The following is a 13,845-nucleotide window of genomic DNA, read 5'->3' as shown; positions in this document are numbered from 1 at the left end:
CCTGTGGCGCGCGATGCGCGGCTGACGTCGGGAACGGGAATGGTTCGTGCCGGTGTGGCCATTACCAGGGCACCGGTCCGGCGTCGTCGAAGAATCCGCCGGTCGGTCCGTCGTCGGGCAGGGTTGCGAGGTGAATCGCGATGGCCGCGCCCTGTTGTGGTGTGCGGATGCCTTGGAAGCCGTTGAGGTCGGTGGCAGTGAAGCCGGGGCAGCCGGAGTTGATCAGGATGTTGGTGTCGCTCAGTTCCTTGGCGTATTGGATGGTGAGGGCGTTGAGGAAGGTCTTCGAGGCCAAGTAGGCGGCGGGAACCGGGCCCATGTCGATGCCGGGGGTGGTTTGCAGGGCGAGCGAGCCGACGCTGCTGGACATGTTGACGATCCGCGGTGATGCCGAGTTGCGCAGCATCGGCAGCATCGCGTTGGTGACCCGGATGACGCCGATCACGTTGGTTTCCACGACAGCTCGCACGGTCGCGGGCTCGACCGTGGTCGGTGTCTGTGGCATACCGCCGGTGATCGCGGCATTGTTGACCAGGACGTCGAGCCCTCCGGCATGGCCGGCGATCAGCTCGGCCGCGGCGGCGACGCTTGCGTCGTCGGCGACGTCGAGCGGCACGCCGAACGCATCGGCCCCGGCCGCGCGCAGTTTCTCGACCGCGGTGTCGCGGCGGTGTTGATCCCTCGCGCCCACACCGATTCGCCAGCCAAGGGCGCCCAGGCCTGCGGCGATCTCGTATCCGATTCCCTTGTTCGCGCCGGTCACCAGCGCGATCGTCCGTTCACTCATGCCGTCGATCATGTTGCGGACTCGGGTGGGGCGTCCAAGACCGGTCAGGTGAGCGGCGATACCGCACGGGTATTGGTCGTGGTCAGCGCCGGATACGATGCGCTGGTGGAGACGCGGGAGTTGCGATACTTCGTCGCCGTCGCCGAGGAGTTGCACTTCGGGCGGGCGGCACAACGGCTCGCGATGGCGCAACCACCACTGTCGCGGGCGATCCAGCAGTTGGAACGGCGGCTCGGAGTCGTTCTGCTGCACCGCACCGCTCGCGCCGTCGCCTTGACCGAGGCCGGGTCGGTGCTGCTGCGGGAGGCCCGGACAGCGCTCGACGCGGTCGAAGCCGCCGAGCGCCGCACCCGCCGTGCCGCGGACGACCAGCCGGGTGTGGTCCTGGCCGCCAAGGCCGGAGCGTCCAGGGAACTGTTGTCGAAGCTTCTGGACGCCTACGCCGCTGAACCGGGCGCCGTGGCCGTCGAGGTGATGCTGTGCGGGCCGGGCGAGCCGGAAAGTCTGCTGCGCACCGGGCGTGCCGACGTTGCTCTGCTCCACCGGCCTTACGACACGACAGCCGGATTCGACACCGAGGATCTGCACACCGAACAGCAGGTCGTGGTCCTGCCCAAGGGTCATCCCCTCGCCGACCGGGCGCATCTGTCGTTGGTCGAGGTCAACGCCCAGACGGACCTGCCCCTGCCGCGCTGGCCTGGACGAGATGGCGGCCATCCGGACGGCCCCGGCCCGCAGGTGCGCGACCATACCCAACTGCTCCAACTGATCGCGCTCGGACTGGCCTGCGCCGTCGTACCCGAGTCGCTCCGAGACCAGCTCCGCGACGACCACGCCATCGTGCCGGTGCCGGACGCACCGGCCGTCACGACCGTCATCGCCTGGCCGCCACACAGCAGATCCAAAGCCGTCGCCGACCTCGTCCGAACCGCGACACGCCTCTAGCCGATACCCGCCGCAGCACCGCTGTTCGCAGGCGACCGCGCATCTTCTGCTGGTACTCGACGGGCTCACCCCATTCGGGCGCCTCGTCCGTCCCGAAGAGCACCCAGTGGTCGACCTTCACGTCGCAGCAGACGGCGATGGTGTGCCGGGAGTACCGGGAGGCGTAGAACTCGAAGAGCTCGGGCTTGAGGACGGGCCGCTTGTGCTCCGGGACCTGGTCAAGGGCGTCCGGACTCAGCGTCGGGTCGGCGGCCATGAGCACGGTGTAGACGTCGTGCTCGAAGACGTGCCCGGTGTCCTGCCGCAAGAAGCTCCAAGCGGGCGACAAGGGCCGCCGAATACCTTCGGCACCCGATCTTCCTCATGCCACAGGTTTCGGGAAAGGTGAGCCGCGCCCAGGATGATTCGTCGTCATCGCGTTCTCGCTCTCGCGGGGGCCGGAGCGTTGGCCCTGTCGCTTCTCGTCGCGGGCGGCGTCGCCTCCGCCTCATCGGCGACCGGTCAGGTGTCCGTATGCGTGCACAAGAAGACGCGGTACGCCCGGGTGGTGAACGCGTCCATCCAGTGCCGGGCGACCGAGCAGCGGCTGGTGATCGGCGGCGGCACGCAGGGCGAACCCGGACCTCAAGGACCGCAGGGCCCCGAGGGCGAGATGCCGACACCGCGGTCGTGAGTGGTGGCGGCACGCTCAACAGGTCGGGCACGGCGCTGTCCCTCGGCGCGCTCAAGGCCGGCCAGCCCGCCACGAACGGCTGGACCGTCGCCTTCGACTACACCGGCGACGAGGACTACGAGCTGGAGATCCACGCCATCTGCGCCGGGTGATCAGCCACACATGCTGCTGTGAGAGGAGAGGCGCTCGGGGCCCGGATGCCTGTCCCCGGCACGCCGGCCTGCGACGCCGCCAGGCTCACGCGGGGCGCGACCGGGTACGGAGTCCGTCTCCCGCTTCGCGGCTCGGCGAGCGTGCCGGCCGGCTCGGCGAGTGTGCCGGCCGGCTCGGCGGGTGGGACGCCGGATCGCGCCCGTGGCTACTTCCTCAGCCAGAGCATGTAGTACGGGCTGTCCCAGCGGCAGTCGTACTCCTCGTAGTTCTCCATGATGAGCTTGGCGGACCCCACCTTGACTCATGGGGTGAGCGTCCGGAAGCCCCGGTACGGCTTCCAGCCCGCCGACAGCGAGGGTGCCGGACATGGCAAGGGTCACGCCGAACCGTGCGGCGTGCCCCAAGATCGGTCAGTAATGGCTGTTCATGGCGGTACGCACCTCGGCGAGCGTGGCGTCGGCCACGGCGTTGGCCCTCTCGTTGCCTTCGCGCAGCACCCGGCGCAGGTGGGTGCGGTCCTGCGCCAACTCGGTCCGGCGGGCCCGGATCGGAGCCAGGAACTCGTTGACCGCCTCGGTCACGGTCCTCTTCAGCGCGGCGGCTCCCGCGGAGCCGATCTCGGCGGCGATCTGCTCGGGGGCGCGGTTCTGGCACAGGGCCGTCAGGAGCAGGAGCGAGGACACCTCGGGGCGGGTCACCGGGTCGTAGGTGATGAAGCGCTCGGAGTCTGTCTTCGCCCCCTTGATCAGCCGGGCCGTCTCGTCGGCGTCGGCGGCCAGGGTGATGGCGTTGCCCCGGCTCTTGCTCATCTTGGTGCCGTCCATGCCCAGCAGCAGCGGCGCGTTCGACAGCAGGGCGTCGGGACGGGGGAACACGGGAGTGCCGTTGCCGTAGCGCTCGTTGAAGCGGCGGGCGACGGTCCGGGTGATCTCGAGGTGGGGGAGCTGGTCCTGACCGACCGGGACCAGGTTGGCCTTGCAGAAGAGGATGTCGGCGGCCTGGTGGACGGGATAGGTGAACATCAGGCCGCTGACGGCGGACTGGCGCGAGTGGGCGATCTCGTCCTTGACCGTGGGGTTGCGGTTGAGCTCGGAGACGGAGACGAGGCTGAGGAACGGCAGCATGAGCTGGTTGAGGGCGGGGACGGCGCTGTGCGTGAAGATCGTGCTGCGCGCCGGGTCCACGCCGATGGCGAGGTAGTCGAGTACCAGCTCCTCGACGTACTCGGTCAGGTTGTCGGCGATGTCGCGGTCGGTCAGGACCTGGTAGTCCGCGATGATGACGAACGTCTCCACGCCGAGGTTCTGCAGCCGCATCCGGTTGTGGAGGGTGCCGAAGTAGTGACCCAGATGCAGCCGTCCGGTGGGGCGGTCGCCGGTCAGCACCCGGAACTGTCCGGGGTCCTGGAGGATCAGCTCCTCCAGCACCGCGCTGCGCCCCTGCGCGGCGGAAGTCCCGATCGGGTCGGTGGAGGCGTCGGAGGTGAGGGCCTCGGAATCCGTGGTCTGCAGGGTGGTGTCCATGAGGTGGTCTCCTGGTGGGTCGGGTCGATGTCGCCGTCAGGACGCCGCACCCCTGGTCCAGGGAACACAAAAGGGCCGTCCGTCCGAACGGCCCTTTTCTTCATGCCTGCGAGGCGGCCGCTCCTATGAGGAGCGCCACCAGCTCAGACACGACGAAAGACGCATAAGCCCATCATAACGTCAGCTCCCCGGACCCAGGCAAGATCGACGGCTCCCATGCTCCGCGCCGCTCGGAGCCGACCGGCCCGGCTTTCCGCAGCATCTTCAGGTGATGGGAGATCGTCGGCTGGGACACGTCGAACGGGCCGGTCAGGTCGCACACGCACGCTTCCCCGCCCTCATGCGAGGCGATCAGGGACAGCAACCGCAACCGGACGGGATCGGAGAGCGCTTTGAACATCCACGCCGGCTCGGCCGCGTCGTCCTCGCCCAGCGGTGCGCCTGCGGCCCGACCGCCGGCCCGACCGCCGGCCCGACCGCCGACCAGGCCGCCGATCAGACCGACGAGCGGAACGCGCCGGCGGCGTCCGGGGCCGGCTGCTGCTGATCCGCGAGGGGTCGGCGGGACAGTGACCCGCGAAGGGGCAGCGGGAGGGGCCGCACGGGTCAGTCCACCGGCCCGCCGGCGACGAGCTGGTGACTCCCCGCCCCTGACCTGGTGCCGGAGAACGGGTTACGAACCCAGGCGGAGCGGGGCCTGGCCGGCCTGCTCCAGCCGCCTGGTGCGATTCGCTGCCCATGCGGTCAGGGTGCCGAGCGCACAGATGATCGGCAGCCCGAACAGCACGTACCGTGCCGAGTCGAGGATCGACTCGCCGCCCAGGTTGAGCAGGACTCCCGCGACTGCCGTCCCGAACGCGATCGACAGGCTCGTCACCGTGGCGATCGCCGTGGCCGCCCGCGCTCCTTCTTCCGGGTCGGGGATGCAGGACATCGCCGCCACCGACAGGTGCGGATAAGCCAGCCCGATGCCCGAACCCGCGACCAGCAGCACCGGCACCCAGATGGCCACCAGCCAGGTCGGCGTGTCCGCACGCTGCAGAAGTCCCTGGACGAGTAGACTCAGAGCCAGCAACACGGGGCCGAGCACGCACAACCGCCGCACCCCGCGGTCCCCCATCACCGAAGAACTGCCGATCTGGGTGAGTGACCACCCCAGCGAGATCGCCGCGGCGAAGAACCCCGCCACCAGCGGCGGCAACCCCGCCAGCCGCTGACCGAACAACGGTAGGAACGACTCGACCGCGACGCCGAAGGACAGCAGCCCCAGCGTCAGATAGATCCACTTCAGCGACGACCCCCTCCGGTACGTCGCCTGCGGGAAGACCCGCAGTTCGCTTCGTCGCTCATGGACGACGAACCCGGCCACCAGGAGCAACGCCCCCGCGATGCCCGCGGCCTTCGCGAGCGTGCCCGGCAGCACTCCCGCCACACTCACGGCACCCGCCGCTGCCATGACCAGCGAGAGCGACACGGCGGGGATCGGCGGGCGCACGTCGCTGCGTTCACCGGGCGGCATCACGCGAGGCACCATCGCACCGCACAGCGCCGCGAGCACTGCCATGGCCGCGAACGCCAGGCGCCACACGCCCAACTGGGCGAACAGGCCACCGAGCGCCGGGCCGGTGAAGTTGCCCACGCCGTACATCGCTGACATCAGCGCCGCACCGCGCGTCCAAAGGCGCGACGGCAGCGCCGACCGGATGACGGCGAACCCCAGCCCGGACAGCAGCCCGGCGCCGAGCCCCTGGACGCCGCGGGAGAGCAGCAGCACGACCATCGCGGGGCTCAGCGCGCAGGCCACGGAGCCTGCCGTGAACGTGGCGAAGCCCAGAAGATAGGCGCCGACGTTTCCCCGCCGGGACAGCAACCGACCGGTGAGCATCGTCGCGACCACCATGGCGACGAGGTAAATGGTCATGTTCCACGCGTAGAAGCTCTCGCCACCGAGATCGGACACCGCGGTCGGCAGCAGGCTCGCCGCGAGGTAGATGTTGATCGCAGCCACCAGTACCCCGCCGGCCAGCACGATCGCCGCACCGAGGTGTTCCGTCCCGAGCAGTTCCCGCCAGGACGGTGGGTCGGGAGACGGGGCGACGTTCACGCGGTCACCTCCGTCGTCGAGAGAAGGCCACCGCGATCTCGGCCGAATGCGGATGCACCGGGCGGGGCGATGGAGTCGTTCGCCCCGTCTGTCAGATCGTCGCCAGGTCGCGGGCCGCCTGTCCTGATGGAAGGCACCCCACCGGATTGTTCGTAGTCACCAGCACTCATGGCTTCAAGCCTGTCGTTGAACCGGCCTCGGAGACTTTTCCCGCGCTCGGCGTCGATCATGCTGAGCCGATGGCTTGGAAGCCTCAAGCGCTGATGGAACCTCAGACACGACGAGAGGCGCGTGAGCCTGCACGGCTTTGACGGTTCGCCCGCGGAGGCGCTGACCGGGACAGGACTGGAAGACGCCCTGGCGGTGTCGATGCCGCTCTGGAGGAAGGACCGCTACGCGCAGATCGCGACGGTGCTGCCCGCGATGCTGTACGAGGCCGACGCGCCCGTGGCGACCGACCGGTCGGCCCGCTCCCTCCGTGGCAGGCTGCTGCACAGGTGACGCGCCTGGCTCTGTCCGCGTCCTCACCCACGGCGCAGCAGGGCCGTGGCGATGGCGACCTGGGCGGGCTCCAGTGCGGCCTTGCCGTCCTCGATGTCCCACAGGGCGTTCTGCAGCACGCGGCCGAACGTCCAGCCGGTCGCCCGCCGCCGGTCCAGGCCGAGGACCTCGGTCAGCAGGTCGAAGCGCCGCAGCACCGCGCCGGGCACATCGCCGGTGGCCTCCACCTCATCCCACCGGTTGTCCAGTGCCGGCAGCAACTCGAACCCCGGGTCGCCGGCCAGCGGTTCGGGATCGATCGCCAGCCAGGGTTCCCGTTCCCCGGCGAGAACGTTGTCGTAGTGCAGGTCCCAGTGCAGCAGACGGTCGCCGGGCTCGCCGACCAGTTCGGCCACGGCGGCCGCGCAGGTGCGCAGGAGCCGCTGTTCGGCGGGGTCGCGCAGCGCCGGCACCGCCCCCTCGACCTGGTCGAGCATGGCGGCGGCGATGTCGGCCAGCCGCCGCACGTCGCGCGGGGCGGGCACCGAGGTCAGCCGCGCCATCAGCTCAGCCAGGATCTGCAGGGCCGTGGTGTCGTCGGAGATCGTGGACAGGGGCCGAGCCGCATCCAGCCGCTCCAGCAACTGCGTGCCGCTGCTCTCGTCGTGATCGAGCAGGCGCACGATGCCGTTGCCGTTCCACACCCGCAGGCCGGTGGCCGTACCGGCGGTCTCCTCCCGGACCTGCTGGAACTTCAGGACAGCGGGAGTCCCGTCGGACCGGAGCACGGGCAGGACGAGCGAAGCCATGCCATACGCGGGCCGGCCGTCAGGCCGCAGCCCCCAGCGATCCAGGAACTCGCCGCCCAGCCGGGGCAGCTCGGCGATCCATGCCCGCGCCTCGGCGCCGTGCGCGCCATACGACGCGGCGAACACATCCGGAACGTCGATAGAGATCGACTTGGTCATGCGGAAATCCCCTTCGTCAGTCAGCTCAAACACAGGTGCGATGAACGAAGGAGACCGAGGGGGCGCCCGAGTGCCGGGCAGGCGTCAAAGCATGCCCCCACCCTAACCGGGAAACGATCTCCGGGGGCAGCGACGACGGGGTCATGCGCGCTTACAGTGGGTGCGTGGCCACGATCGGCGAACGCATTCGCGGCGTCCGCAAGCGCCGAGGCCTGACGCAGCAAGGTCTGGCAGACCTCGCAGGCGTGTCGGCCTCCCTCATCCGCAAGCTGGAGCAGGACGCGCGTAGAGACGTGCGGCTGGAGACCTTACGCAAGATCGCTGTGGCCCTGAGGGTGCCGACCACCTCACTCATGACCCGGCTCGAAGCTGAGCCTGCGGACGGCGAGACGCGCCTCGCCTGGGCGTGGGTACGGCGAGCGCTCCACGGCCTTGACGCTTCGCCCGCGGAGGCGCCGACCCGGACAGGACTGGAAGACGTCCTGGTGGCGTCGATGCCGCTCTGGAGGAAGGACCGCTACGCGCAGATCGCGACCGTGCTGCCCGCGATGCTGTACGAGGCCGACGCGCTCGTGGCGACTGACCGGTCGGCCCGCCCCCTCCGTGGCAAGCTGCTGCATCTGGTCGGCTGGCTGATGACGCAGACGCGCCAGTTCGACGATGTGGGCCGGCCTGGTGGTCTGGACGGACGGCCGGTGCCACCGGTGGTGGTCGGGGCGGACATCCCCGCGGACCGGACGATGGGCGTTCGGTCCCGTCGATGACCCGGTGGCCGTCGGACGTCGCGTGGCCCTCCGCTACGACGACATCCGCCGGACTTCCTCGTGGTGCGGGCTGGCCCTGGACGGCCTGGCATGATCGTCGGGGGCGAGTGTCCGAGTCCACACGTGGCTTCGCCGCGACGCGAGCACATGCGGTTGGTCTGGCACCCGCCCTTGCGCGGCGTGGATCGGGTTCGTGTGCCGGCGTGGACCTGCGAGTGCCGCGCGATGTCGTACGAGTTGTGCCAGGCCTCCGGCCAGGCCTTCATTCGCCGTACGCTGCGGCATCCTCGTCGGTGCGACATCGAGGAGACTTACCGGTGGCCGCTGCGTCAGGCCCATGACGTGTGGACCGCTCTGCTGTGCGGCGACGCACGGTAGTCAGCCACGTCAGGCTTTCGTCCCCCTGTCCAGACGCGTGGTCAACGGGGGGTCGAAGGGGGGACGGGAGCCCCCCTGGGAAGACTGTCCCGACTCGAAAGGCGTGAAGCGCCCCCATGGAGGGGCCTTGCCTTTGACCTTCGCCCACAGGGCTCACATCTGCCCAAGCGCTGCTGTGAACTGGGCGATCATTTTGGGTCTTGACGGCGCTTTTGATATCGCAAACACTCAGGGCGCCGCGCCCCAGCGCGTTGATCAAGCCAATCACGGAAAGATCGCCCGTCCGCCGTCAAGAAATGTTATCGCTAACCAAGCAAGAGCTAGGTTAACCACCCCTCAGGAGTCCCGCATGACCCGCCCACGCACCACGATCCTCGGCGCGTTAGCCGCGTTGGGGCTGGTCGTCGCGTCCGCGGCACCCGCCCCCGCCGCCGCTCCCGTCACCACCGCCCTCTACACGGCAGACCCGGCCGCCCAGGTGGTCGGCGACACCATGTACCTCTACACCGGCCATGACGAGGCCCCCGCCGGCGGCACCAACTTCGTCATGCGCGACTGGCACGTCTTCACCTCCGGCGACGCGACCACCTGGACCGACCAGGGCGCCAAGCTGAAAATTTCAGACTTCTCCTGGGCCGGCGCCGACGCGTGGGCCGGCGAGGTCGAGCCGAAGAACGGCAAGTACTACTGGTACGTCCCGGTCAACGGCAACGGCGCCGGCTGGATGGACATCGGCGTGGCCGTCGGCGACAGCCCGCTCGGCCCGTTCCACGACGCCAAGGGCGGCCCGCTGATCAGCGACAGCACCCCCAACTCCTCGCCGCTCAACATCGACCCGACCGTCTTCACCGACGACGACGGCCAGTCCTACATCTACTGGGGCTCCTACTACGGCCTGCGCGCCGCCAAGCTCAAGCCGGACATGATCAACCTGGACGGCTCCGTCATCACCCCGCAGGGCGTCTCGAACTTCTGGGAGGCCCCCTGGATGTTCAAGCGCAACGGCGTCTACTACCTCGCCTACTCGGCCAACGACTCCGGCTGCGCCGCCTCCGGCTACGCCTGCATCCGCTACGCCACCGCGAGCGGCCCGCTCGGCCCGTGGACCCACCGCGGCGTGGTGCTCGGCCAGGTCACCTCGACCACCAACCACCTGGCGATCGTCGAGTTCAAGGGCCAGTGGTACATGGTCTACCACAACGCCGGCAGCCCGGGCGGCGGCGACTTCCGGCGCTCGGTGACGCTCGACAGGCTCTACTGGAACGCCGACGGCACCATGCAGAAGGTCGTCCAGACCACGGGTCCCGGTGGCGGTACCGGCGGGCCGCCGACCGGCACCAACCTGGCCCTGACCGCGACGCCGTCCACCTCGTACGTCTCGTCGTGGGAAACGCTGGCCGCCGTCAACGACGGGTACGTGCCCAGCGGTTCGGCCGACCACAGCCACGGCGCCTACGGCAACTGGGACCACCAGGGCACCGAGTGGCTGGAGTACCGCTGGAACAGCGCCCAGTCGATCAGCCGGGCCGCCACCTACTGGTTCGACGACGACCTCGGCATCGACCTGCCCGCCTCCTGCAAGGTGCAGTACTGGAACGGCACCGCGTACGTGGACGTGCCGGGCCAGTCGGCCTGCGGGACGGCCGCGAACACCTACAACGTCACGACGTTCCCCGCGGTCTCGACGACGCGGCTGCGGCTGAGCATCACCTCGAAGTCCGGCTACTCGACCGGCGTCCTCGAATGGATGGCCCTGTCATGAGACACCTCATGAGGCGGGCCGTGGTCGCCCTCCTGCTCGTCGCCGGGACGGTCGTCGCCGGCGCCCCGGCGCAGGCCGCGCAGACCATCGGCTACCCCACGTTCGGCGGGCCGGCGATCCCGGCGGCGCCCGGCTCGTACACGACCGGCAACATGATGCAGGCCATCTACGACGCGGAGAGCTCCGGCACCGACTTCTGGATGGACCGGCTGCTCGCCCGGCCCGGCAACGACCCGGCCGGCACCTGGCTGATGACGCGCGGGCGCGCCCTGTTCATGAAGACCCACACACCGGGCACGCTCGGCTTCGCGGGCCAGGTCGCGTACTGGGAGAGCATCAGCGACAACAACGCCTACACCGTCGCCATCACGCCCGGCACCTTCACCGAGCAGGTCAACTCCCGCTGGCAGGCGCCGAGTCACTGGAAGAGCGTGCACACCAGCGGCTCGATCACGGTCAACCAGACGAAGTTCATCACCGAGAACAACGTCGCCGTGACCAACCTGTCCATCACCAACAGCGGGTCGAGCTCGGCCACGCTCCAGCTCCGCGCCACCTCCCCGTACGCCACCACGGGCAGCGGCAGCGAGCTGACCGGGCAGGTCAACGCGAAGAACAACCTCACCACGATCTACCCGCGGCTCACCGGCGACGGGTTCACGGTCTCCAGCGGCGGGCTCAACCGGTCGGTGACCGTCGCCCCGGGCGCCACCGTGACCGCCAAGGTCGTCATGGGCTTCGTCACCAACGAGATCCCCGCGTCGCGCACCGAGTACGACGCGTACGCCGGCTACTCCAACGCCACGGCCTTCGCCACCCACGTGCGGGCCTACAACCGGTGGTGGGCGCAGAACGTGCCCTACATCGACGTGCCGGAGCCGGGCATCAAGAAGAACATCTACTACCGCTGGTGGCTGATGCGCTTCAACCACCTCGACGCCGACATCCCCGGGCAGACCTTCCAGTTCCCCACCTCGACCGAGGGCGTCCTGGGCTACAACAACGCGATCGTGCTGACCCAGCCGATGCACATCGACGACCTCAAGTACCTGCGCGACCCGAAGTACGCCTACGGCGACTGGCTCAGCGTCGGCCAGGTGTCGAAGAACGGCCGCTTCGTCGACAACCCGGGCGACCCGGAGAACTGGTCCAACAGCTACACCCAGTACATCGCCGAGGCGGCCTGGCGCAGCTACCAGATCCACGGCGGCCAGCCCGCCATCGCGGGCAACCTGGCCCGCTACGCCGAGGGCGACGTCAAGGGGCAGCTCGCCTACTACGACCACGACAACAACAAGCTCATCGAGTACGACTGGGGCGCCCTGACCGGCAACGACGCCGACGCCGTCTCCTTCCACTGGAAGAGCGGCACCATGGACCGCGCCGAGTCGGCCTACCAGTACAGCGGCGCGCTGGCCGCCGCCCAGGCGTACGAGGCGGTCGGCAACACCGCCAAGGCCGCCGAGATGCGGACCCTGGCCACGCAGATCCAGAACGCCATCGTCAACGTGCTGTGGAACCCGAACCGGCAGCTCTTCGAGCACCGGCTGAAGTCCACCGACGAGTGGGTGCCGTGGAAGGAGATCAACAACTACTACCCGTTCGCGGTCGGCGCGATCCCCAACACCGCCACCTACAAGCAGGCCCTGCGCCTGTTCGACGACCCGGCGCAGTACCCGATCTTCCCCTTCTACACCGCCGACCAGGCCGACAAGGCGGCCTCGGGCACCGGCAGCAACAACTTCTCCACGATCAACTCGACCGTGCAGTTCCGCCTGATCTCCTCGGTGCTGCGCAACTACCCCAACGCGTGGATCGACGCGACGTGGTACAAGAAGCTGCTCTACTGGAACGCCTGGGCGCAGTACGTCAACGGCAACACCCAGTGGCCCGACGCCAACGAGTTCTGGGCCGACTGGAACGGCTCGTCGATCACCTACCGGTCGTGGATCCACCACAACATCCTCGGCAGCGGCAACTGGACCGTGATCGAGGACGTGGCCGGCCTCCGGCCGCGCAACGACGCCAAGGTGGAGCTGTCGCCGATCAACATCGGCTGGTCCCACTTCACCGTCAACAACCTGCGCTACCGCAACGCCGACCTGACCATCGTCTGGGACGACCCGTCCGACGGCGTCGTGCGCTACCCGGGCGTGCCCGAGGGCTACTCGATCTACGTCAACGGCAACCGGGCCGCGACGGTCGGCTCGCTGGTCCCCTTCACCTGGGACCCGGCCACCGGCGACGTGACCACGAGCGGCACGGTCACCTACCACGTGGCCGTCTTGGGGCTCCAGGCGCCGGCGCAGGTGACGCACACCGGCGCCGGCATGGTGGACATGCTGGCCAAGGCGGGCGTGGACCTGACGGCCAACCTGACCAACCTGGCCACCGGCGCCACCGCGAGCGCCTCGTACACCGGCTCGGGCAGCACGCTCGCGGGCGCCGTGGACGGCTACCCGGTCAACGAGCCGTTCTGGGGCGCGGGCGGCTCGCCCAACGGCCAGGACTGGTACGAGCTGAACTTCGGCGCGGCCCGCACCTTCAACGAGGTGCGCCTGTACTTCAAGGACAGCCGCCCGGCCAGTTCCACCTACCGGGCGCCGTCGGCGTACGACATCCAGTACCACAACGGCAGCGCGTGGGTCAGCGTGCCCGGCCAGGCCAAGAGCCCGGCGACGCCGCGGGCCAACTACAACGTGGTGACGTTCGGCGCGGTCAACGCCCAGCGGATGCGGGTGCTGGCCACCAACGCCTCCGGCGCCAAGACGGGCCTGACCGAGATCAAGGTGTTCAACCGGGGCGGCACGCAGGAGCCGCCCGCGGGCAACCTGGCCGCCTCGGCCACCCCGACGGCCTCGAACACCTCGTCCTGGGAGAGCGTCGACGCGGTCAACGACGGCATCGACCCGCCGTCCTCCAACGACACCGTCAACCCGCGCTGGGGCTGCTGGCCGGAGACCGGGCAGCAGTGGGTGGACCTGACGTGGTCGTCGGCGCAGAACCTGAACCGGGCGCAGGTGTACTTCTTCGACGACGACGAGGGCATCGACATGCCGGCGTCGTGGAAGCTGCAGTACTGGAACGGCAGCGCGTACGTGGACGTGCCCGGTGCGAGCGCGTACACGCTGACGAAGAACGCCTACAACACGGTGACGTTCACGGCCACGAGCACCACCCGGCTCCGGGTGCTGCTCACCGGCAACGGGTCCAGCTCCGTCGGCCTCCTTGAGGTCAAGGCGTTCGGACCATGATCACCTGATGTTCTCCCCGCCCGGCACGGGCCGCCCCGCACGGCGGCGCGTGCC

The 13,845-nt window shown here is 69.3% G+C and carries 13 protein-coding genes; 7 read left to right on the top strand and 6 right to left on the bottom strand.

All coding sequences use genetic code 11. The annotated features are described in order from the left end of the window. Positions 1–61: 61 nt before the first annotated feature. Positions 62–799, bottom strand: a complete 738-nt coding sequence (locus HTZ77_RS13525; RefSeq protein ID WP_235994658.1) for an SDR family NAD(P)-dependent oxidoreductase — start codon at positions 797–799, stop codon at positions 62–64. A 36-nt stretch (positions 800–835) separates the two neighbouring features. On the opposite strand from HTZ77_RS13525, the gene HTZ77_RS13520 reads away from it, so the two are divergent. After that, complete coding sequence (locus tag HTZ77_RS13520; RefSeq protein WP_328808572.1) at positions 836–1,732, top strand: LysR family transcriptional regulator; 897 nt, start codon at positions 836–838, stop codon at positions 1,730–1,732. On the opposite strand, the gene HTZ77_RS13515 is transcribed toward HTZ77_RS13520, so the two are convergent. Next, a complete protein-coding gene (locus HTZ77_RS13515; RefSeq protein WP_175589897.1) occupies positions 1,662–2,039 on the bottom strand; it encodes a hypothetical protein in 378 nt (125 codons plus the stop codon). The two genes, HTZ77_RS13520 and HTZ77_RS13515, sit on opposite strands and share 71 nt — an antisense overlap. Before the next feature lie 210 nt (positions 2,040–2,249). On the opposite strand from HTZ77_RS13515, the gene HTZ77_RS13510 reads away from it, so the two are divergent. Beyond that, complete coding sequence (locus HTZ77_RS13510; protein WP_175589896.1) at positions 2,250–2,405, top strand: hypothetical protein; 156 nt, start codon at positions 2,250–2,252, stop codon at positions 2,403–2,405. Continuing rightward, entirely contained in the window at positions 2,402–2,557 is a 156-nt protein-coding gene (locus tag HTZ77_RS13505; RefSeq protein WP_175589895.1) for a hypothetical protein, read from the top strand. Before HTZ77_RS13510 ends, HTZ77_RS13505 begins: the two co-directional genes overlap by 4 nt. Before the next feature lie 411 nt (positions 2,558–2,968). Here HTZ77_RS13505 and trpS read toward each other — a convergent pair whose 3' ends face one another. From trpS to HTZ77_RS13490, 3 genes are all read right to left on the bottom strand, one after another. Beyond that, positions 2,969–4,081: a tryptophan--tRNA ligase gene (gene trpS / locus HTZ77_RS13500; RefSeq protein WP_175589894.1), complete on the bottom strand. Its 1,113-nt coding sequence runs from the start codon at positions 4,079–4,081 to the stop codon at positions 2,969–2,971. Positions 4,082–4,253: 172 nt separating this feature from the next. Further along, on the bottom strand, positions 4,254–4,481 hold the full coding sequence (locus HTZ77_RS13495; protein WP_175589893.1) for an ArsR/SmtB family transcription factor: 228 nt from the start codon (positions 4,479–4,481) through the stop codon (positions 4,254–4,256). A gap of 273 nt (positions 4,482–4,754) precedes the next feature. Continuing rightward, positions 4,755–6,185 (bottom strand): MFS transporter, encoded by a 1,431-nt coding sequence (locus HTZ77_RS13490; RefSeq protein ID WP_175589892.1) that lies wholly within the window; start codon positions 6,183–6,185, stop codon positions 4,755–4,757. Between the two features lie 291 nt (positions 6,186–6,476). Between HTZ77_RS13490 and HTZ77_RS13485 the strand changes: the two genes are divergently transcribed. Then, the gene (locus HTZ77_RS13485; RefSeq protein ID WP_175589891.1) at positions 6,477–6,686 is read left to right on the top strand and encodes a hypothetical protein; all 210 of its coding nucleotides are present in this window, start codon (positions 6,477–6,479) and stop codon (positions 6,684–6,686) included. 23 nt (positions 6,687–6,709) lie between these two features. On the opposite strand, the gene HTZ77_RS13480 is transcribed toward HTZ77_RS13485, so the two are convergent. Further along, positions 6,710–7,633: an aminoglycoside phosphotransferase family protein gene (locus tag HTZ77_RS13480; RefSeq protein WP_175589890.1), complete on the bottom strand. Its 924-nt coding sequence runs from the start codon at positions 7,631–7,633 to the stop codon at positions 6,710–6,712. Between the two features lie 164 nt (positions 7,634–7,797). Between HTZ77_RS13480 and HTZ77_RS13475 the strand changes: the two genes are divergently transcribed. The 3 genes from HTZ77_RS13475 to HTZ77_RS13465 all read left to right on the top strand — a co-directional run bounded on the left by HTZ77_RS13475 (position 7,798) and on the right by HTZ77_RS13465 (position 13,791). Beyond that, positions 7,798–8,397 carry a helix-turn-helix domain-containing protein gene (locus HTZ77_RS13475; RefSeq protein ID WP_175589889.1) on the top strand — a complete coding sequence of 200 codons (600 nt, stop codon included), beginning with the start codon at positions 7,798–7,800 and terminating at the stop codon, positions 8,395–8,397. A gap of 727 nt (positions 8,398–9,124) precedes the next feature. Further along, positions 9,125–10,537, top strand: coding sequence for a glycoside hydrolase family 43 protein (locus HTZ77_RS13470; protein WP_175589888.1), 1,413 nt, complete (start codon positions 9,125–9,127; stop codon positions 10,535–10,537). Further along, positions 10,534–13,791 carry a discoidin domain-containing protein gene (locus HTZ77_RS13465; protein ID WP_235994656.1) on the top strand — a complete coding sequence of 1,086 codons (3,258 nt, stop codon included), beginning with the start codon at positions 10,534–10,536 and terminating at the stop codon, positions 13,789–13,791. The genes HTZ77_RS13470 and HTZ77_RS13465 overlap by 4 nt, the downstream gene beginning before the upstream one ends. Positions 13,792–13,845 lie beyond the last annotated feature (54 nt).

Source organism: Nonomuraea montanisoli (assembly GCF_013363975.1).
GTDB lineage: Bacteria > Actinomycetota > Actinomycetes > Streptosporangiales > Streptosporangiaceae > Nonomuraea > Nonomuraea montanisoli.
Note: the sequence above shows the minus strand (reverse complement) of the source record. Positions and strands in the feature narration are given on the sequence as shown.

Excerpts from the sequence above, each read along its gene's own strand:
- HTZ77_RS13525 (WP_235994658.1), bottom strand. The coding sequence starts at position 799 with ATGATCGACGGCATGAGTGAACGGACGATCGCGCTGGTGACCGGCGCG.
- trpS (WP_175589894.1), bottom strand. The coding sequence starts at position 4,081 with ATGGACACCACCCTGCAGACCACGGATTCCGAGGCCCTCACCTCCGAC.
- HTZ77_RS13495 (WP_175589893.1), bottom strand. The coding sequence starts at position 4,481 with ATGTTCAAAGCGCTCTCCGATCCCGTCCGGTTGCGGTTGCTGTCCCTG.
- HTZ77_RS13480 (WP_175589890.1), bottom strand. The coding sequence starts at position 7,633 with ATGACCAAGTCGATCTCTATCGACGTTCCGGATGTGTTCGCCGCGTCG.
- HTZ77_RS13470 (WP_175589888.1), top strand. The coding sequence starts at position 9,125 with ATGACCCGCCCACGCACCACGATCCTCGGCGCGTTAGCCGCGTTGGGG.
- HTZ77_RS13465 (WP_235994656.1), top strand. The coding sequence starts at position 10,534 with ATGAGACACCTCATGAGGCGGGCCGTGGTCGCCCTCCTGCTCGTCGCC.